Source organism: Sphingomonas sp. 1185, assembly GCF_040544655.1.
Classification (GTDB): Bacteria; Pseudomonadota; Alphaproteobacteria; order Sphingomonadales; family Sphingomonadaceae; genus Sphingomonas.
Window position 1 is genome coordinate 252,829 of sequence record NZ_JBEPKL010000001.1, and the last position, 18,779, is coordinate 271,607.

Here is an 18,779-nt window from a genome sequence, read left to right on the forward strand (position 1 = left end):
GGAAAGTCGGCGGGCGAGGCGAAGGCGTCAGCCGCGCGTGATGATCCGGGCGGGAATGCCCACGGCGGTGGCGCGGGCGGGCACATCGGTCAGGACCACCGCATTCGCGCCGATCACCGCGCCCTCGCCCAGCGTGATCGCACCGACCAGCACCGATCCGGCCGACAGATAGCTGCCGCGCCCGATCACCGCCTGGCTGGGCGCTTCGGGCCCGCGCGCGCCGATGGTGACGTTCTGAAGGATCGCGACATCCTCGCCGATGGTGCAGACGCCGACCACGATGCCATAGGGGTGCGGGATATAGAGCCCATCGCCCACCGTCGCACCGATCGCGATCTCCGCGCCGAAGCGGCGGCAGGTCCACCACCACCAGACCCGGCGCAGCGGCCGCCCGGCGACCGGGATCCGCACGATCAGATCCTGGATGCGGCGCGCCAGCACGAACTGGAACCCCTGGGTCAGCAGCACCATGCGAACCGCAAAGGCGAATGACGGCCGCGTCTGCTCGAAATGGGCATAGCGGTGAAGGTCGCGGCAGACCGATCGTAGAAATCCGTTCACCTTGATCCTCTTGATGGCATCGACGTGGAGACAACGCCGCTGCCTAGCGGGTTGGATCGAAAGGGTATAGCGGTCGCGACCGGGGCAGGCTGTACCATTTTGCGGCGCAGCATGGCGAAGTCGGGCTGAAACGCACCGTCACGGACGAGCCTCGCGAAAATTTCGCTGTCCTACACGAAAATTGGAACATAACTGGAACAACCATGGAGCGGACGATCCTGTCCGCCCCGATGGGAGAGTCTTTGCATGGCCGATCCACGCAGCATCATCGACACGGTGAACAGCCCCTCGCGCGCGCCCTTCCCCGTCACGCCCAGCGATACCCAGCCCCTGCCGCAGATTCCCAAGGGCATTTACGTCGGCATCGGCGGCGACGTGACGCTTCGCGGGATCGATGGCGCGGTCGACGTCACCTATCGCAACCTGCCCGACGCCAGCTACATCGCGGTGCACGCCGCCTATGTCCGCGCCACCGGCACCACCGCCGCCAACCTGATCGCGGAGGCCTGAGCGATGGGATATGCCTCTGGCAGCATCGGGGTCGGCCTGTCGCGGCTGGCGCGCCTGAATGTCAGCCCCGACCGGCGGCTGACCAAGCAACTGACCGCGCTCGGCGACAGCCGGGTGGCGATCATCTATCTCGACTTCGGCCGCCGCAACCGCTGCGCGCGGTCGCCGATCAACTGGGCCAATGCGCTGCTCGGCCATAATATGACGATCGGGGACACGTTCGGCGTCAGCGGCGACCGGACCGACCAGATGCTGGCGCGGCTGCCCGCCGCGATCGCGACCGGCGCGGGGCTGCTCTATGTGCAGGGCGGTATCAACAATATCGGCCAAGTCGCGACGGGATTTACCTATAATCACGCGGTCACCGGCGAGACGGTGACGATCGACACGGTCGCCGCCGTCACGATGCGGGACCTGAGGCTGATCGCCGATACCGCCTACGCCGCCGGAATGACCGTGGTCCTGGAGAATGAGGTCGGCGGATCGAGCCTGACCAGCGGAGAGAAGATCGCGGCGCTGGTCCAGCTGCGCCACCTGATCGCCGACTATGCCGAACGGACGCCCGGCATCCATGTCCATGACGCCTATCCCGTGGTGATGCAGGCCGGGGCGACGACGCCGACCTTTCGCTCGGGCTATTCCTATGACGGCATCCATATGAATGCGCGCGGGGCCTATTGGCACGGCAAGAGCCTGGCGGCGCTGCTCGCGCGGATCGTACCGCCGCGCCCGGTCCTGTCGAGCGGGGTCATCGACACCCCCGCCAATGGCCGTCGCCAGATCCTGACCAACCATCTGTTCACCACGACGACCGGCGGGACGGCGGGCAACGGGGTGACGGGCGATGCGCCCTCGGGCTGGACCGCCGCGATGAGCAGCGGCGGCGGCTCCGCCACGCTGTCGAACGTCACCAATCCCGACGGCATCGGCAACGGGGTCCAGGCTGCGATCAGCTTTGGCGGCGCGGGTCATTTCCGGCTGGAGCAGACCTTGCCCGGCACGGTCGGCGGGCAATATCACGCCAATCTGCGGCCGGGCGACGAACTGGAGGGCTTCGCGCTCGTCGAACTGGTCGCCGCTCCCGCCTCGCTCCAGTCGATCACCCTGGAACTGGCGGGGGCCAGCATGGGCTCCAACGGCACGGCCTTCGGATCGCAGGACATGAGCAATCCGAACGGCGCCAACGATCAGGGGATCAACGACCCCGCGCTGATGACCCTGCGCACCCGCCCCGCCATCGTCCCGGCGTCGAGCGGCCCCTATCCCTATCTGATCGCCACGCTTCGCGTCTCCGCGCTGGCGGCGGGCAATGCGACGGTGATCGTCCGGCAGATGGGGCTTCGCCGCCGGGTGACGGCGGCCTAGACCGCCTTCAGCGCGCGCAGCAGGGCATCGGCGCTGGCATCCCAGCTGAACTGCCGACTGCGCGCGCTGACTTTGCCGGCCAGATCGGCATGCACGGCATCGTCGCGCAGCATCGTCTGCATCGCCGTCGCGATCGCCTCCACCGACTTCGGATCGCAATAGAGCGCGGCGTCGCCGCACACCTCGCGCACCGGGGGAATGTCGCCCGCGATCACCGGGCGGCCGAACCGCATCGCCTCCAGCGGCGGGATGCCGAACCCTTCGTAAAGGCTGGGAAAGACCAGCGCCCGCGCCGAGCGATAAAGGCTCATGAGCGCTGCATCGCTGATCCGGCCGGGCAGCACGACACCCTCGGGCGGCACGTCGCCCAGCCCGTTCTGCGCGAAAGACCGCACCGCCGCGCCGACCAGCACCAGCCGGTCCTCGGGCCGCCGGATCCGCGCGAACGCCTCCAGCGCGCGCGGCAGGTTCTTGTTGGGCGCGAAGGATCCGACGAACAGCAGATAGCGGCCGCGCTCGACGTCGAGCGCGTTCAGCACCGTGTCGTCGGGCGCGATCGCGTCGATATGATCGGCGGCATTGGGGATGACCGGGATGGCATCCGCCGGAACCTTGAGCACCGCCGACAATCTGTCGCGCGAGAACATCGAAACCGTCCCAAGATGGGATCGACGGGACAGAAGGCGCCCCAAACTCTGGTGAAGCAGCCGGTAGGGGCGCGAAAAATTGCCCGGCATGTCATAGACAAGCGCGTCGTGGATGACGGTCAGCGACCGGCGTGGCAGCACCGGCCCCGAATTGCACAGATTGACCAGCACCCCGTCCCGCGCCGCCCCCGGCAGCGTCGCCTGCTCCCAGAAATGGCCGCCCCGGCTTCCGACGTTTTTTGCCGCGAAACCAGTCCATTGCGCAGGCTTTTCAACCCCTGGCGGCAGGAGGAGCGTCCATCGCGCGGGCTCCGCGCCCGAAACGATCCGCGCATGGACGCGGTCCAGCACCATGAAGGCGAAGCGTTCGACCCCGGTCATCGTCCGGCCGAGGAACCGGCCGTTCACGTAGATCTTCGTCATGACTTGGTTCCATTTGATACGACCCGGACCGGGTTTTCAGAGAGCTGTCGGTACCCCGTGCTCATAATCTGTTGAACGGTCGTAACAGCTATGTTGCAGGTGCGAAAGCAGATTGCTGGCCCGGATGAACCGGGCTAGCCATCACATGCCTGGGCAGCGGCGGAGCGTCCTTATGCCGGCTATGGGAAATCAGACTACGATGAGTTTCGCGACAGCGCTGACGGATGAAATGTCGCTCGCCGGGGCTATCCACCGGCGGAACGTCCGCATCCGGCTGTATGTCGCGCTGATGATGATCGACGTGATCGCGATCAGCCTGGGCTTTCTGGTGGCCAGCCTGTTCCGCGACGGCCAGTGGCTGTCGTTCAGCGGCATCGACCTGGCCTATCCGATCCTGCCCATCTACCTGATCATCGCGTTCAACAGCGAGGCCTATGGCCGCGACGCGCTGACCAGCGGGACGATCTCGCTGCGTCGGTCGCTGACGCCGCTGGCGATCACCTTCTTCGCGGCGATGACGCTGATCTTCTTCTTCAAGGCCGGGCCCGAACTGTCGCGCGTCGCGCTGGCGATCGGCATGGCGAGCAGCGCGGTCTTCATGGCGGCGATGCGCATGACGCTGGTCATCATGGTCCGCCCGACCGCCGCACCCAAGCTGGTCGCCGAACTGCTGATCGTCGACGACAAGACGCGCGAGGAATGGTCCGAGCCGCAACTGTGTGACACCGTCTTCTCCAAGGAGGTCGGGGTCGAGCCCGATCTCGAAAACCCCTATATGCTCCACCGCCTGGCCGAGCTGCTGGCGAAATATGAGCGCGTGGTCGTCCGCTGCGCCCCCAATCGCCAGCATGACTGGGCGCTGCTGCTGCGCGGCGCGGCGGTGGACGGCGAGATCCTGATCCCCGGCTTCGGCTCGCTCGGCGTGCTCGGGCTGACCGATTTCAAGGGCCGCCAGACCCTGGTCGTGGCACAGGGGCCGCTCAGCTACCGCGACATGTTCAAGAAGCGCATGCTCGATCTGCTGATCACCGTGCCGCTGGTCATCGCGCTGACCCCGATGCTGCTGCTGATCGCGCTGGCGGTGAAGCTCGACTCGCCGGGCCCCGTGCTGTTCCGCCAGGAACGGATCGGGCGCGGCAACCGCATCTTCCACATCCTGAAGTTCCGCTCGATGCGGGTCGAGAGCAGCGATGCCAAGGGCAACACCTCCGCCTCGCGCGACGACAAGCGGATCACCCGCGTCGGCGGCTTCATCCGCAAGACCAGCATCGACGAACTGCCGCAGCTGCTGAACGTCCTGCTGGGCGACATGAGCCTGGTCGGGCCGCGTCCGCACGCGCTGGGTTCGCTCGCCGGGGACCAGCTGTTCTGGGAGGTCGACCGCCAATATTGGCAGCGTCACGCGCTGAAGCCCGGCATCACCGGACTGGCGCAGGTGCGCGGCTTCCGGGGCGCGACGCACCGCGACGTCGACCTCAAGAACCGCCTGCGCGCCGATCTGGAATATCTGCACGGCTGGAGCCTGGCACGGGACATCTCGATCCTGTTCCGCACGGCCGCGGTTCTGGTGCACAAGAACGCCTATTGACGGGAAAGCCGGTCGCGCCGGGGGGCGCCGTTGGACAACGAGGGAGACACCACGTGAAACGACGATCATCCCCCGCATCACTGCTTCGGCTGGGCGGCCGTGTGCTGGCCTGCGCCACCCTGCTGGTCGGGACCCAGTCCGCCTGCTCGGGACAGGCGGCGGGCACGTTGCCCGACGGCCCGCTGACCAGACGCGCCACGCCGCTGATCGTCGGGGTGGGCGTGCATTTCGGCATCGGCGGCCAATTCGGCTATGAGCCAGCCCCCACCGCCAAGGCGATCGACGAGCTGGGCGTCGCCTCGTTCCGCGACGACATCCCCTGGGTCGCCTTCAAGCAGAAGGGGCTGGCGGTTCCCGGCGACATCTCGCCCCGACAACAGGCGATGGTCGCCGCCACCCGTGCGCGGCCGCTGTGGATCCTCACCTATACCCACCCCGCCGTCGATGGCGGCAAGGCGCCGGTATCCGATACGGCGCGGCGTGCCTTTGCCGCCTTCAATCAGGACGCGGTGCGCGTCACCGAAGCGCGCCAGCCGCTTTATGAAATCTGGAACGAGTGGAATCTGAACGCCGCGCCCGAGCGCGGGATGCTACGCGGGGCGGGCACCGCCGACGATCCGCGTTCGGGCATCAACTATGCCCGGCTCGCCAACCAGGCGACGCGCGCGATCCGCGCGGTCGATCCCAAGGCCATGATCCTGGTCGGCGCGGCGGGCGAGGACAAGGGCTGGGCCTGGGTCCGCTCGGTCGCTGCCAATGGCGGGCTGGCCGGGGCGAGCGCACTGTCGGTCCATTATTACAACCAGTGCGAGCCGGTGGCGAAGCGGACCGGCGCCGATGCGATCGGCCAGATCGAGGCGCTGCACCGCGCGCTGCCGACGACCGACGGCCATGCGCTGCCCATCTATGTCACCGAGCTGGGCTGGCCGACCACCACGGGCGGCCCCTGCGGCGATATCGCGCCCGAGCGTGCGGCGGACAATGTCGCGCAATTCCTGCTATGGTCGGCCGCGACGCCCTGGATGGGCGGCGTCTGGGTCTATCAGCTGAAGGATCAGGGACGGCGGCCGAGCGAGATGGAGGATAATTTCGGCCTCTACACCTATGACTATCGCCCGAAGCCCGCCGCCTGTGCGGTGCGCGAGGCGACGGCGCTGGCGTCCGCGGGCAAGGCCTGGCGGGTGGACCGGTCGCAGCCGGGCATCACCGCCCTGCGCGTCGACGGGGCGGAGGGTTCGAAGATGATCGTCTGGACCGACGCGCCGGATGATCGGCTCGTCCTGAAATTCTCCGGGTCGGTGCGCTATCGCCCGATCTGCGGGCAAGCGGGTCAGGGCGCGGCGGTGCCGGTCGGCTATCGCCCGGTCGTGATCGCACTCGGCGCGGCTAAGGCGACCGCGCCGCGCTTCGAACGGCAATAGCTCAGCTGAGCAGCAGATCGGCGAGCGAAACCATCATCGTGCCGCCGACGAAGGTCATCGCGACGAACAGCGCGAAACGGACGCGGGGCGACCATTTTTTCTCGACCGAATCGCCACGGCCGGCGATCGGCATGATGCGGACCTGGGCATGCGACACGGGCGACGGCGCCCCCGCCAGCGCATGGACATTGTCGGCCAGCGCCGAGCCGACGCTACCCACAGGCAGCGGACGGAGGAAACAGGCGCCATATGCCCCGTCATTCTTCCATTTCACCCGCGCCTCGCGCAGGCCGATGCCGGGAATGCCGATCATCACGGTCTGGTTGACCGAAAGCTCTACCGAGCCGTCGATCCGACAGCCCTCGCGATGGAGGTTCGAGATCAGGATGGGCAGCGAATCGCCGTCGTCGGCGACGCGGACGGTGCCTTCGCGCTGGATCGGGACGCGGACTTCCTCGCGACGCTCGGTCGGGTCCTGCCACGCGATATTCTCGGGGATGCCCACGCTATCTCTTCCTCACGCTCACCGCCCCGTCGACGGTCCGTTGCGCGTATAGGACGAAATTCGTTTCCAAATGCTTTAAATCGGCACTGACATTGCCGGATTTCGGCAGGATGCTGCCGGACCGGCAATCGATCAGACCCGGAAATAGCCGCGATACCAGTCGGCGAAGCGGCCGAGTCCCTCCTGCAATCGGACGCGCGGGGCATATCCCGTCAGCGCGTGGAGTCGCGAGACATCGGCATAGGTGGCCGTCACGTCCCCCGGCTGCATCGGCTTCATGATCTTCACCGCCTCGCGGTCCAGCGCGTGTTCCAGCGTCGCGATCATCTCCATCAGGCCGACCGGATGGCTGCCGCCGATATTCAATATGCGGTGTCCTCCTGTCTCGGGCGGACGGTCGAGCGCGCCGACGATGCCGTCAACGATGTCGTCGATATAGGTGAAGTCGCGCGCCATCCGCCCTTCCCCGTAAACCTCGATCGGCCGGCCCGCCATGATCCGGTCGGTGAACGAGAAATAGGCCATGTCGGGGCGCCCCCAGGGGCCATAGACGGTGAAGAACCGCAATCCCGTCTGCGGAAAGCCATAGAGCGCGGCATAGGACTGGCTCATCAACTCGCAGGCGCGCTTGGTCGCGGCATAGAGCGAGACGGGGCTGGCGGCGGGTTCGTCCTCGCGAAACCCCTGGCCGCCCATCGGCTTGTCGCCATAGACCGAACTGGACGAGGCATAGACGAGATGGACGAAGCCGGGCGCATTGCGACACGCCTCCATCACCGCCAGGTGCCCGGCCAGGTTGGAGCGTTCATAGGCGAAGGGATTGGCGATGCTGTAGCGCACCCCCGCCTGCGCGGCGAGATGGACGACGCGGGTGACGCCCCGTTCGCGGACCAGACGGGCGACCGCCTCGGCATCGGCCACGTCCATCCGGTGGAACGCGAAGCCCTCTCGCCCCTCGAAGGTCGCGAGCCGGGCCTGCTTCAGCGCCGGGTCGTAATAGTCGTTGACGATGTCGACACCGACCACCGCCTCGCCGCGGTCGAGCAGCCGGTGAGCGGTGGCATGGCCGATGAACCCGGCCACGCCCGTGACGAGAATGGGTGCGTTCCCGCGCATTGCCGCCGCCACCGGGTCAGATGCCGCCCGGCACCACGTCGCGCCCCGTCGCCTGTAGCGCGCGGGTCAGATCGTCCAGGCACGTCTCCATCAGCGCGGGGTCGGGACTGCGCACGACGAAATTGGCGCCGGTCCGGCCTTCGCGGAAAAAGGGATAGCTGCCGATGGCGACGCCCTCATGCGCCTTTTCGGTCGCGCGGAGCAGATCGGCCACCTCGCTCTCCCCCACCCAGCAGCCGACCGTGCCCGACACGACCGGCCGCCCGCCCTCCAGCGTGCCGGTCAGCGCATCGAGCATCCCCGCCGTGATATGCGGCACGCCCGCCATGATGAAGATATTGTCGATCCGGATGCCCGGCGCGCCCGACACGCGGTTGGGGATCAGCGAGGCCCCCTCCGGCGTCCGCGCCATCCGCGCGCGGGCCGGGGTCACGCCGCCGCGCGTGGTGTAATAATCCTCCAGGATCGCCCGCGCCTCGGGATGTTCGATCACCGCCACGCCCAGCGCCGCCGCGATCGCATCGACCGTGATGTCGTCATGCGTCGGGCCGATCCCGCCGGTGGTGAAGAGATAGTCGTTGCGCACGCGCAGCGTGTTGACCGCCTCGGCAATGGCATCCGGCTGGTCCGCGACGACCCGCACCTCGGCCAGCCTGATGCCCTGCACGTTCAGCCATGTCGCCAGTTGCGCGATGTTGCGGTCCTGGGTGCGGCCAGAGAGGATTTCGTCGCCGATGACGATCAGCGCGGCGGTCCAGATACGCTCGGAGGCGGGGTCGGCTTGCATGGTGCCGGACATAGCCTCGCAAAAGCCGCGATGCCACGCTATATCGCGGCCATGACCGAATATGTGACCGTTTCCGCCAACGCGCCCGAGGGGCGGACCGGCGCGATCAAGCTGTGGGGCCGCGAGGCGTTCGATGGCATGCACAAGGCGGGCCGCCTGGCCGCCGAGACGCTGGACATGCTCGTGCCCCATATGGTGCCGGGCGTCGCCACTGCCGAGATCGACCGGCTGATCCACCAGTTCATCCTGGAACGCGGCGGCGTGCCCGCGACGCTGGGCTATCGTGGCTATACCCATTCGACCTGCATCTCGATCAACCATGTCGTCTGCCACGGCATTCCGTCCGAAAAGACGCTGAAGTCGGGCGATATCGTCAATGTCGACGTGACCCCGATCGTCGATGGCTGGCACGGCGACACCAGCCGCATGTACCTGATCGGCGACGTGCCGCTGAAGGCGCGCAAGCTGGTCGAGGTCACCTATGAATGCCTGATGCTGGGCATCGAGCAGGCCCGGCCCGGCAACCATATGGGCGATGTGGCCAACGCCATCCAGCGCCATGCCGAGAAGCATCGTTACGGCGTGGTCCGCGATTTCTGCGGCCATGGCTTGGGCCTGTTGTTCCATGACGCGCCCGAGGTGGTCCATGTCGGTCGCCCCGGCACCGGCCCCGAGCTGAAGCCCGGCATGATCTTCACCATCGAGCCGATGATCAATATCGGCCGCCCCGACGTGAAGCTGCTCGACGATGGCTGGACGGCGGTGACGCGCGACCGCTCGCTCTCGGCGCAGTTCGAGCATTCGATCGGCATCACCGAAGACGGCTGCGAGATCTTCACGCTCAGCCCGGCGGGCTTCACCCAGCCGCCTTATAGCTGAGCCGGTCATGCTGGGCGCGATCCGGGTTGCGGCACGCGACCGCGCCCGCCTGGCCGAGGTGATCGCCACCGCCTCGCGCTTCGGGCTGGACGTGTTGCTAGCGCGCATCGGGCTCGACCCGGCGCGGCGGGACCCGGATGCCCTGCCCTTCGACCTGCCCGCCAGGACGCGGGCGGCCATGGAGGCGCTGGGGCCGGTCTGGGTCAAGCTGGGCCAGATCCTCGCCACCCGCGCCGACCTGTTGCCGCCCGAATGGATCGCCGAACTCGAAAAGCTGCATAGCGAGGCGCCGCGCCTTCCGTTCGCGCAGTTGCGCGATCAGGTCGAGGCAGCGCTGGGCGAGCCGCCCGAGAGCGCCTTTGCCCGGTTCGATCCCGAACCGCTGGCAGCCGCGTCGATCGCGCAGGTCCACCGCGCGGCGCTCCACGACGGGACCGAGGTCGTCCTGAAGATCCGCCGTCCCGGCATCCGCTCCATCATGGAGGCCGACCTTCGCCTGCTGACCCAGATCGCCGCGATGGTCGAGGCGGCCAATGCCGAGGCGCGTCGATACGGCGCGATGCGGATGATCCGCGCGCTGGGCCGCGACATCCTAGAAGAGCTGGACTTCACCAACGAAGGCCGCAACGCCGACCGGCTGCGCGAGGATTTCGCGGACGAACTGCGCGTGGTCGTGCCGGTCATCCACTGGTCGCACAGTTCGGAAACGCTGCTGGTGATGGACTTCATCGCGGGCGTGCCGCCGCGCAACGCCGCGATGCTGCAAGCGGCGGGAATCGATCCTGCCGCCATCGCCTCGGCGGGGGCGGACATCGTGCTCGACATGACGCTGATCAACGGGCGTTTTCATGGCGACCCGCATCCGGGCAACCTTCTGTGCCTGCCGGGCAACCGCATCGCGCTGCTCGATCTGGGCCTGATCGGCCATGTCAGCCCGCGTCGCCGCGAAGAGGTGATCGCCTTTACCCAGTCCATCGCGAACAGCGACCCGACCTTGCTCGCCGAGACGCTGAGACACTGGTCGCAAACCGATGATATCGCCCCCGAACGGTTCCAGGCGGTCGCCGACCGGCTGGTCGCGCGGCATGGCGGCGGCGCGTTGCGGCTGGCGGCGATCCTGGCCGATATCTTCCCCGTGCTTCGCGAGGAACGGATCGTCCTGCAACCCGACATGCTGCTGCTGTTCAAGGCGCTGATCACCATCGACGGCGTGTTGAGCGGCATCCAGCCCGATTTCGACCTGTCCGCCGCGCTGCGCCGGGCAAGCGCCCGGATCGTCGAGGCGCGGCTCTCGCCCGAGCGCTGGACGCGGCGCGCGGCGGCGCTGGCGCTGGAACTGGACCGGCTGGGCGACGACCTGCCCCGGCTGATCCGGGCGACGACCCGCAAGCTGGAAAGCGAGGCCCCCGCCGTCTCGACCACCGGGGTCGAGGCCGCGATCCGCACCGGCGCGGGCTGGATCGCGGGCGCGCTGGCCCTGTCGGGCGTGGCGATCGCGGTGGCGATGCGGCTGGGTTAATCCAGCCGCCGCAGTTGTTCGCCAAGCGCGAAGGGTTGGCGGCGATACGCCTGACGCCAGTCGACGCCCGAGCGTTCGAGCATCTCCGCCTCGATCGCGCCATAGACATAGAGCGCGCCGCGCTTCCACGTCTTGAAACCCTGCTCGCGAATCGCCCTCAGGCTCGTCGCCAGCCCCGTCCAGCGGTCGAGCGCATCGGCGCGCATCGCGACGTCCCCCTGCCGCGCCAGCGTCAGTTCGGTCCAGCGTGCGACGCCCTCCTGCCCGACCTGAAATTCGTAATAGAGCCGGTCATCGGCGCTGACCCGCGCCAGCGCCGTCTCGCGCGCCGCGACATAGGCCTTTCTGGCCGCAAGGCGCTGCTCGGCCGATGGGGCGGTCAGAAAGGCGAGACCCGCCTCCCCCATGGCGAGGAAGGCCTCCCCGACCTTCGGATCGGCATAGGGAAAGGGATAGTTCAGCATCCAGCCGCCATCGGAACCCAGCGATCTGCCGACAGCCTGCACGGCCTGGCCATAGCCCGGCAAATGCGATTGATAGAGGTGGAACGCCTCGTGGAGTATCGTGGCTTTCCAATAGGCTGGACTCATCTCCAGCGTCGCGGGATAGCCGATCGCGATGCTCTCGCCGCCGGGAAACACAGGATATGCCGCCGCAAGATCGGGGCTCAGCCGGCGAGGCCTGACCTGTAGATGGCACTTCGTCAGCGGGTCGCGCCCGGCGTCCGTAAAGCCCTTGACCGCCGCGTGGCAGAACAGGGTCTCGCGATCCGGGCCGATCAGCACCAGGTCCAGCGGCACCTTGCCGAATCCCGGCCACAGCCGATCCCCCGCCCCGCGATAGAGACGCTGAACCTCCGCCAGCATCGCCCGCTCGGGTCGGGGCGGCATTGGCGCCCCCGCCAGCGCCGCGCCCATCAGCATCGATAGGATCATCGGATCCCGCCCCCCGCAATTGGTCCCACCGGATAGCAGCACATCATTCGACACAGCGATAGTGACGAACCCGCGACACCTCGCTAAAGGCGCGGGCCATGACCGAGATCACGCCCCAGATCGTCGCCGACCACGGCCTGTCCGAAGAAGAATATCAGCGCGTGCTGAACGCGCTGGGCCGCGAGCCCAATCTCGTGGAGCTCGGCATCTTCTCGGTCATGTGGTCCGAGCATTGCAGCTACAAGTCCAGCCGCATCCACCTGAAGAAGCTGCCCACCGAAGGGCCCCAGGTGATCTGCGGTCCCGGCGAGAATGCGGGCGTCATCGACATCGGCGACGGCCAGGCCGCCATCTTCAAGATGGAGAGCCACAACCATCCCTCGTATATCGAGCCCTATCAGGGTGCGGCGACGGGCGTGGGCGGCATTCTGCGCGACGTGTTCACCATGGGCGCGCGGCCGGTCGCGAACCTGAACGCGCTGCGCTTCGGGCGGCCCGATCACCCCAAGATGCGCCACCTGATCTCGGGCGTGGTGCACGGCATCGGCGGCTATGGCAATTGCGTCGGCGTGCCGACGGTCGGCGGCGAAGTGAACTTCCACCCGGCCTATGACGGCAATATCCTGGTCAATGCGATGACCGTCGGCGTCGCCGATCAGGACAAGATCTTCTATTCGGCCGCCAGCGGCGTCGGCAATCCGATCGTCTATGTCGGGTCGAAGACCGGCCGCGACGGCATTCACGGCGCGACGATGGCCTCGGCCGATTTCGGCGAGGATGCGGAGGCCAAGCGCCCGACCGTGCAGGTCGGCGACCCCTTCACCGAAAAGCTGCTGATCGAGGCGTGCCTCGAACTCATGGCCTCGGACGCGATCGTCGCGATCCAGGACATGGGCGCGGCGGGCCTGACCTCGTCGTCGGTCGAGATGGCGTCCAAGGGCGGCGTCGGCATCGAGCTGATCATGGACGATGTGCCCCAGCGCGAAGAGGGCATGACCGCCTATGAAATGATGCTGTCGGAGAGCCAGGAGCGGATGCTCATGGTGCTGAAGCCCGGTCGCGAGGATTTCGCCGAGGCGATCTTCCGCAAGTGGGAACTCGACTTCGCGGTCATCGGCCACGTCACCGATACGGGCCGCATGGTCCTGCGCCACAAGGGCGAGATCGTCTGCGACATCCCGCTCGCGCCGCTGGCCGACGACGCGCCGCTTTACGACCGTCCGCATGTACCGACCGAGGTTCCCGCCGCGATCACCTCGCCCGGCTGCCAGGATCCGGCGGCTGACCTGCTCAAGCTGATGGGCTCGCCCGACATCGCCTCGCGTCGGTGGATCTGGGAGCAGTATGACCATATGGTCGGCGGCGACACGGTGCAGCGCCCCGGTGGCGACGCCGCCGTGGTCCGCGTCCATGGCACGCAGAAGGGGCTCGCGATGAGCACCGACTGCACGCCGCGCTATTGCTACGCCGATCCGGTCACCGGCGGCATGCAGGCGGTGGTCGAGACGTGGCGCAACATCACGGCGGTCGGTGCCAAGCCGCTCGCCATCACCAACTGCCTCAACTTCGCCAATCCCCAGCGCCCCGAGATCATGGGCCAGATCGTCGGCTGCCTCGAGGGCATGAGCCAGGCCTGCCGTGCGCTCGACTACCCGATCGTGTCGGGCAACGTCTCGCTCTATAACGAGTCGAAGGCGACCGGCGGCGGCTCGGCGATCCTGCCGACCCCGGCGATCGGCGGCGTCGGCCTGATGGCCGACTGGTCCAAGTCGGCGACGGTGGCGTTCAAGGGCACCGGCGACGTGATCGTCCTGATCGGCACGCCCAAGGGCGAGATCGGCCAGTCGCTGTGGCTGCGCGAGGTCCATGGGCTGGAAGGCCGCGACGCGGGCCCGCCGCCGTCGATCGACCTGGATGCCGAGCGTCGCACCGGCGACCTGGTCCGCGAGTCGATCACCGCGGGTCATCTGACCGCCGTGCACGACGTGTCGGACGGCGGCATCGCGGTGACGGTCGCGGAAATGGCGCTGGCGGGCAATATCGGCGCGCTGATCCAGTTCCCGGAAACGGGCGAGGCCTGCCGCCAGCTCTTCGCCGAGGATCAAGGCCTCTATATCGCCACGGTCGAGGATACCGCGCTGGTCGACTTCCTGGCGAACGCGCATCAGGCCGGGGTCGAGGTCGAGCGGATCGGCCGCACGGCGGGCAGCCGCCTGATCTTCGAGCGCGAGGATGGCGATTTCGTCGTCGCGCTGGACGATCTGCGCCGCGCGCATGAGGGCTTCTTCCCGGCGCTGATGGGCGCCGACGCGGCCCTCGCCTAAGGTTCCGGCGGGGCCCCGGCCATGGGTCGGGGCCCCGTGCAGGAACGAAGGATCGCATAGCCGATCGCCGCCGCCAGGATCGAGGCGATCAGCACCCCCAGCGACGCTGCCTCGCGCATCCCGCCATCGCCAAAGGCCAGCCCGGCGATGAACAACGAGATGGTAAAGCCGATCCCGGCCAGTGCCCCTACCCCGGTCACCATTCGCCACGTCACCCGATCGGGACGCCGCGCCAGGCCGATCGCGCTGGCCGCCCAGGTAAAGCCCAGAAACCCCAACGGCTTGCCTACGGCCAGCCCCAGCACCACGCCGATGACGAGCGGGCTGGCCACCATCGCCAGCAGATCGCCCGACAGGTGGATGCGGACATTGGACAGCGCGAACAGCGGCAGCACGACATAATTGACCCAGGGCGTCAGCACCTCGATCAACCGGCTGCTGGCGACGCGGGTCGCCGACGCCATTTCCTGAAGATAGCCCAGCCCCTCCTCGGCGCGCTCGCGCTGTTGATGCTCCTCCTCGTCATCCTCCGCGCGCTCGGCGGCGCCATGGGCATGTTTGAACTCGTCCACCCGGCGCTGGACCCGCTCGGCAAAGGCCGCCTGGGCGAGGCGCGGCGCGACCGGCACGGTCAAGCCGATCAGCACGCCCGCGATCGTCGCATGAATGCCCGACTCGAGTACGCCGCCCCAGACGATCAGCGCGAGCAGGACATAAGGCACCGAGGAAACCCAGCCGATCCGTCGCAGCCCGACGATCCCCGCCAGCGCCGCGCCCGCCACGACCAGCCCGATCGGATCGATCGCATCGCTATAGGCAAAGGCGATGACCAGCAGCCCGCCGACATCGTCCACCGCCGCGAATGCCAGCATCAGCGCGCGCAGGCCGACCGGCAGGCTGGTCGCGAACAGCGCGATCAGGGCCAGGCCGAAGGCGGTATCGGTGGTGATCACCGTGCCCCAGCCCGGCTGGGCCGCGCCCCCGCCCGCCACCAGCAGATACAGGCCGATCGGCACCGCCATGCCCCCGATCGCCCCCGCCAGCGGGAAGGCCGCGCTTTGCCATTCCGACAGGGCCCCGTCGACCAGCTCGCGCTTCACATCGGCGCCGACGATGACGAAGAACAGCGGCAGCAGCGCATGGTCGATCCATTCGGCCAGCCGATGCGACACCGCCCGGTCGCCAAAGGCAATGCGGACCGGCATGTCCCAGAACCGCTCATAGGCATGAGCGGTGCCGATATTGGTCAGGACCAGTGCCAGGATGGTGGCGATCAGCAAGGGGCCACCCGTGACCTCGCTTCCCGCGAAGAAGGGCTCGACCCGGCGGAGGAACGCCGAGGCCAGCGGCGAATGATGCGCGCGGGCGGAGGCGCGTCCGGTCAGGCGAGGCGATAATCCCATCCCAGGCCAATGCTTCGCGGTCGCCGGCAGTTGCATCCGGCGCGCCGCCAGCTAATCCGACAGGCCGCAACGGAGCCCGTGCTTGTCCGATCCCGCCCCCCTTTCGCCCGCCATGACGACCCATCGCGGGCGGCTGTTGACCCTCGATGCGTTGCGCGGGGTGGCGGTGATGGCGGTCCTGATCGCGAACATGCCGGGCTTCGCGCTGCCCGACCCGGCCTATTCCAATCCCGCGGCTTGGGGCGATGCGGGACCGGGCGACATCGCGGTCTGGCTGTTGACCGAGATCTTCGTCAACGGGCGGATGCGCGGGCTGTTCTCGCTTTTGTTCGGCGCCTCCACGCTGCTGATCCTCCAGCGCGCCGACCAGGCCGGGCTGAACGGCGCGTCGCTGCACCTGCGGCGGATGGGGGTGTTGTTCGTGCTGGGCATGATCCACCGGACCTTCATCTGGACCGGCGACATATTGGTGCATTACGCGTTGGTCGGGGTCGTCGCGCTGGCCTTTGTCGGGCTGTCCGTGCGACGGCTGTGCATCGCCGCGCTGCTCATGGCGGGGCTGTCGATGCTGCTCGGCTGGCTGGACTGTGCGAGCCTGCTGGCCGCCTCGGCCCGCGACACGCCCCAGGCAGTCGCACTGTGGAATGCCTATCAGATCGCGTTCGGCACACCCGGCGCGGCCGCGCTGGCGCCGGAGATCGCCGCGATGCGCGGGCCGTGGAGCGCCGCCACCGCCTTTCGCCTGGACAATAATGGCGACCCGCTGTTCGACCTGATGACGATCGGGCCGGATACGTTGAGCGCGATGCTGATCGGCATGGCGGCGCTGAAATCGGGTTTCCTGACCGGGGCCTGGCCGCGCGCCCGCTATCGCCGCTGGACGATCGTCGCGATGGCGCTGTCGCTGCCCGCCTATGCGGCCATGGCGATCGTCACCATGGCGAGCGGCTTCGACGTTCGCGCGGTGTCGCTGGCGGAATTGTTCCTGAACGTGCCCTTCCGCCTGATCGGGACGGTCGGCTATGCCGCGCTGATCCTCCTGCTGCTGCGCCCCGGCGGGTGGTGGACGACCCGGATCGCGGCCGCCGGTCGGATGGCGTTCACCAACTATATCGCGACCAGCGTCGTGATGACCTTCATCTTTTACGGCCATGGCCTGGGGCAGTTCGCCCACTGGGACCGGGCGGCCATCTATCTGCTGGTTCCGCCGATGTGGGGGCTGATGCTGCTCTGGTCCAAGCCCTGGCTCGACCGGTTCGGTCAGGGGCCGCTGGAGAAATTGTGGCGTCTGGCGACGCGCGGGCACCCCAAGAGCAGCTGACTTTTTCTGCAAACGAGTTGCAAGAGCCTTGCGATCCACTCTCATTAGCGCTACGAATACAGTGCTTCTCAGGGAGATGGTCTTGGTCGTCTGCGTCTGTAATGCCATTCGGGAATCCCAGGTCCGCGACGCGGCCCGTGCGGGATCGGTCACCCCCTGCCAGATGTATCGCGCGCTGGGCCGCCAGCCCAAATGCGGACAGTGCGCCGTCCTGGCCCGCGCGATCATCGACGAGGAACGCACCGCCGCCTGACGCCCCGGCATCCTCGCTGCCGGGTTTTACATCCCTCCCGCCGCGCCGGGACAGGGATCATCTTCCATCCCCGCTGGTTGAGCGGGAAGATCACCCGATCTTCTCGTGGGTTAGCGCCGGAAGGATGGATTATGAGCGATATCGACACCTCTCGGCGCGGCGTGCTGGGCGGCGCGGCCTTGGGTCTTGCGGGCGCGGTCGCCCCCGGTGCGGCGCTGGCGCAGGCGGCAGCCCCCGCCTCGGTCCCCAGCCTGCGCGATCCCCGCAACGCCTATACCCGCACCCCCTTCCCCGAACAGCGCCAGCCCTGGCCCGCATTGGCCAGCAAGATGACGCCGCGCCCCGATCATGGCGAAACCAGCTATCGCGGATCGGGCAAGCTCACCGGTCGCAAGGCGCTGCTGACCGGCGGGGACAGCGGCATCGGCCGTGCCGCCGCCATCGCCTTCGCGCGTGAGGGGGCCGATGTCGCGATCAACTATCACCCCAGCGAGGAACCCGATGCGCGCGAGGTCGCCGACCTGATCCGGCAGGCCGGGCGCAAGGCGGTGCTGCTGCCCGCCGACATCCGCACGCAAAAGGCCTGCGAGGATACGGTCCGCAAGGCGATCGCCCAGCTGGGCGGACTCGACCTGCTGGTCAACAATGCCGCCTATCAGCAGTCGAAGGCGGACATCATGGAGATCAGCGACGAACAGTTCGTCCGCACCTATGAGACCAATGTCTTCCACGTCTTCCGCTTCTCCAAGGCAGCGATCCCGTCGATGCCGCCGGGGTCGGTCATCATCAACACCATCTCGCAAAACTCCTACGACCCCGGCGAGGACCTGATCGACTATGCCTCGACCAAGGCGGCGATCCAGAACCTGACTCGCGGCATGGCCAAGCAGCTCGCCAAGAAGGGCATCCGGGTGAACGCGGTGTCCCCCGGCCCGATCTGGACCCCGCTTCAGGTCGCGGGCGGCCAGTTGCCGGGCAAGATGCATGAATTCGGGCAGGACACGTCGCTGGGTCGCGCAGGGCAGCCCGCCGAACTGGCCTCGCTCTATGTCGCGCTGGCCTCGGGCGAGGCGAGCTATTCGACCGGCACCGCCGTCGGCGCGCATGGGGGCAAGGGCTTCCCGTAACCCCAAGGCCGCTCCCCACCCGTTCGTCAACCGCCCTGCAATCGATGACTGTAATCGGGTTATCCCGTTATGCCGCGCGCATGCGCTTTCCTAAT

At 67.8% G+C, this 18,779-nt stretch carries 17 protein-coding genes; 10 read left to right on the forward strand and 7 right to left on the reverse strand.

Going from position 1 to position 18,779, the window contains the following annotated elements:
• Positions 1-27: 27 nt before the first annotated feature.
• Positions 28-561 carry a serine O-acetyltransferase gene (locus ABIC44_RS01100; RefSeq protein ID WP_309695769.1) on the reverse strand — a complete coding sequence of 178 codons (534 nt, stop codon included), beginning with the start codon at positions 559-561 and terminating at the stop codon, positions 28-30.
• A 246-nt stretch (positions 562-807) separates the two neighbouring features.
• On the opposite strand from ABIC44_RS01100, the gene ABIC44_RS01105 reads away from it, so the two are divergent.
• Positions 808-1,071 (forward strand): spike base protein, RCAP_Rcc01079 family, encoded by a 264-nt coding sequence (locus ABIC44_RS01105; RefSeq protein ID WP_307099073.1) that lies wholly within the window; start codon positions 808-810, stop codon positions 1,069-1,071.
• Positions 1,072-1,074: 3 nt separating this feature from the next.
• Complete coding sequence (locus ABIC44_RS01110; RefSeq protein WP_354293136.1) at positions 1,075-2,436, forward strand: SGNH/GDSL hydrolase family protein; 1,362 nt, start codon at positions 1,075-1,077, stop codon at positions 2,434-2,436.
• Here the strand turns inward: ABIC44_RS01110 and ABIC44_RS01115 are convergent.
• On the reverse strand, positions 2,433-3,506 hold the full coding sequence (locus ABIC44_RS01115) for a glycosyltransferase family 4 protein (RefSeq protein WP_354293137.1): 1,074 nt from the start codon (positions 3,504-3,506) through the stop codon (positions 2,433-2,435). The two genes, ABIC44_RS01110 and ABIC44_RS01115, sit on opposite strands and share 4 nt — an antisense overlap.
• Before the next feature lie 199 nt (positions 3,507-3,705).
• On the opposite strand from ABIC44_RS01115, the gene ABIC44_RS01120 reads away from it, so the two are divergent.
• Both ABIC44_RS01120 and ABIC44_RS01125 read left to right on the forward strand, forming a co-directional pair.
• Positions 3,706-5,094 carry an exopolysaccharide biosynthesis polyprenyl glycosylphosphotransferase gene (locus ABIC44_RS01120; RefSeq protein ID WP_354293138.1) on the forward strand — a complete coding sequence of 463 codons (1,389 nt, stop codon included), beginning with the start codon at positions 3,706-3,708 and terminating at the stop codon, positions 5,092-5,094.
• Between the two features lie 53 nt (positions 5,095-5,147).
• The gene (locus ABIC44_RS01125) at positions 5,148-6,515 is read left to right on the forward strand and encodes a cellulase family glycosylhydrolase (protein ID WP_354293139.1); all 1,368 of its coding nucleotides are present in this window, start codon (positions 5,148-5,150) and stop codon (positions 6,513-6,515) included.
• 1 nt (position 6,516) lies between these two features.
• Here the strand turns inward: ABIC44_RS01125 and ABIC44_RS01130 are convergent, their stop codons facing one another.
• The 3 genes from ABIC44_RS01130 to ABIC44_RS01140 all read right to left on the reverse strand — a co-directional run bounded on the left by ABIC44_RS01130 (position 6,517) and on the right by ABIC44_RS01140 (position 8,923).
• Complete coding sequence (locus ABIC44_RS01130) at positions 6,517-7,020, reverse strand: hypothetical protein (RefSeq protein ID WP_354293140.1); 504 nt, start codon at positions 7,018-7,020, stop codon at positions 6,517-6,519.
• A gap of 132 nt (positions 7,021-7,152) precedes the next feature.
• The gene (locus ABIC44_RS01135; RefSeq protein WP_354293141.1) at positions 7,153-8,136 is read right to left on the reverse strand and encodes an SDR family NAD(P)-dependent oxidoreductase; all 984 of its coding nucleotides are present in this window, start codon (positions 8,134-8,136) and stop codon (positions 7,153-7,155) included.
• A gap of 16 nt (positions 8,137-8,152) precedes the next feature.
• Complete coding sequence (locus ABIC44_RS01140; protein ID WP_354293142.1) at positions 8,153-8,923, reverse strand: competence/damage-inducible protein A; 771 nt, start codon at positions 8,921-8,923, stop codon at positions 8,153-8,155.
• Between the two features lie 51 nt (positions 8,924-8,974).
• Here ABIC44_RS01140 and map point away from each other — a divergent pair, with 51 nt between their 5' ends.
• Together map and ABIC44_RS01150 are read left to right on the forward strand one after the other, a co-directional pair.
• Entirely contained in the window at positions 8,975-9,802 is an 828-nt protein-coding gene (gene map / locus ABIC44_RS01145) for a type I methionyl aminopeptidase (protein WP_307104535.1), read from the forward strand.
• Positions 9,803-9,809: 7 nt separating this feature from the next.
• Positions 9,810-11,321, forward strand: a complete 1,512-nt coding sequence (locus ABIC44_RS01150; RefSeq protein ID WP_354293143.1) for an ABC1 kinase family protein — start codon at positions 9,810-9,812, stop codon at positions 11,319-11,321.
• Here ABIC44_RS01150 and ABIC44_RS01155 read toward each other — a convergent pair.
• Complete coding sequence (locus tag ABIC44_RS01155; RefSeq protein WP_354293144.1) at positions 11,318-12,256, reverse strand: hypothetical protein; 939 nt, start codon at positions 12,254-12,256, stop codon at positions 11,318-11,320. The genes ABIC44_RS01150 and ABIC44_RS01155 overlap by 4 nt on opposite strands.
• 98 nt (positions 12,257-12,354) lie before the next feature.
• Between ABIC44_RS01155 and purL the strand changes: the two genes are divergently transcribed.
• Positions 12,355-14,580 (forward strand): phosphoribosylformylglycinamidine synthase subunit PurL, encoded by a 2,226-nt coding sequence (gene purL, locus ABIC44_RS01160; protein ID WP_354293145.1) that lies wholly within the window; start codon positions 12,355-12,357, stop codon positions 14,578-14,580.
• Here the strand turns inward: purL and nhaA are convergent.
• On the reverse strand, positions 14,577-15,983 hold the full coding sequence (gene nhaA, locus ABIC44_RS01165) for a Na+/H+ antiporter NhaA (RefSeq protein ID WP_354293146.1): 1,407 nt from the start codon (positions 15,981-15,983) through the stop codon (positions 14,577-14,579). The two genes, purL and nhaA, sit on opposite strands and share 4 nt — an antisense overlap.
• A gap of 82 nt (positions 15,984-16,065) precedes the next feature.
• Here nhaA and ABIC44_RS01170 point away from each other — a divergent pair, with 82 nt between their 5' ends.
• The 3 genes from ABIC44_RS01170 to ABIC44_RS01180 all read left to right on the forward strand — a co-directional run bounded on the left by ABIC44_RS01170 (position 16,066) and on the right by ABIC44_RS01180 (position 18,684).
• Positions 16,066-17,304, forward strand: coding sequence for a DUF418 domain-containing protein (locus tag ABIC44_RS01170; protein ID WP_354293147.1), 1,239 nt, complete (start codon positions 16,066-16,068; stop codon positions 17,302-17,304).
• A gap of 82 nt (positions 17,305-17,386) precedes the next feature.
• Positions 17,387-17,557 carry a (2Fe-2S)-binding protein gene (locus ABIC44_RS01175; protein WP_309695797.1) on the forward strand — a complete coding sequence of 57 codons (171 nt, stop codon included), beginning with the start codon at positions 17,387-17,389 and terminating at the stop codon, positions 17,555-17,557.
• Positions 17,558-17,688: 131 nt separating this feature from the next.
• Positions 17,689-18,684 (forward strand): SDR family oxidoreductase, encoded by a 996-nt coding sequence (locus ABIC44_RS01180; RefSeq protein WP_354293149.1) that lies wholly within the window; start codon positions 17,689-17,691, stop codon positions 18,682-18,684.
• The last annotated feature ends 95 nt before the right edge of the window (positions 18,685-18,779 follow it).

What these genes read in the sequence shown, in the direction of transcription:
- ABIC44_RS01155 (WP_354293144.1), bottom strand. Translation starts at nt 12,256, where the DNA reads ATGATCCTATCGATGCTGATGGGCGCGGCGCTGGCGGGGGCGCCAATG.
- ABIC44_RS01110 (WP_354293136.1), top strand. Translation starts at nt 1,075, where the DNA reads ATGGGATATGCCTCTGGCAGCATCGGGGTCGGCCTGTCGCGGCTGGCG.
- ABIC44_RS01120 (WP_354293138.1), top strand. Translation starts at nt 3,706, where the DNA reads ATGAGTTTCGCGACAGCGCTGACGGATGAAATGTCGCTCGCCGGGGCT.
- ABIC44_RS01105 (WP_307099073.1), top strand. Translation starts at nt 808, where the DNA reads ATGGCCGATCCACGCAGCATCATCGACACGGTGAACAGCCCCTCGCGC.
- ABIC44_RS01135 (WP_354293141.1), bottom strand. Translation starts at nt 8,136, where the DNA reads ATGCGCGGGAACGCACCCATTCTCGTCACGGGCGTGGCCGGGTTCATC.
- ABIC44_RS01115 (WP_354293137.1), bottom strand. Translation starts at nt 3,506, where the DNA reads ATGACGAAGATCTACGTGAACGGCCGGTTCCTCGGCCGGACGATGACC.
- nhaA (WP_354293146.1), bottom strand. Translation starts at nt 15,983, where the DNA reads ATGGGATTATCGCCTCGCCTGACCGGACGCGCCTCCGCCCGCGCGCAT.
- purL (WP_354293145.1), top strand. Translation starts at nt 12,355, where the DNA reads ATGACCGAGATCACGCCCCAGATCGTCGCCGACCACGGCCTGTCCGAA.
- ABIC44_RS01140 (WP_354293142.1), bottom strand. Translation starts at nt 8,923, where the DNA reads ATGCAAGCCGACCCCGCCTCCGAGCGTATCTGGACCGCCGCGCTGATC.
- ABIC44_RS01150 (WP_354293143.1), top strand. Translation starts at nt 9,810, where the DNA reads ATGCTGGGCGCGATCCGGGTTGCGGCACGCGACCGCGCCCGCCTGGCC.
- map (WP_307104535.1), top strand. Translation starts at nt 8,975, where the DNA reads ATGACCGAATATGTGACCGTTTCCGCCAACGCGCCCGAGGGGCGGACC.
- ABIC44_RS01180 (WP_354293149.1), top strand. Translation starts at nt 17,689, where the DNA reads ATGAGCGATATCGACACCTCTCGGCGCGGCGTGCTGGGCGGCGCGGCC.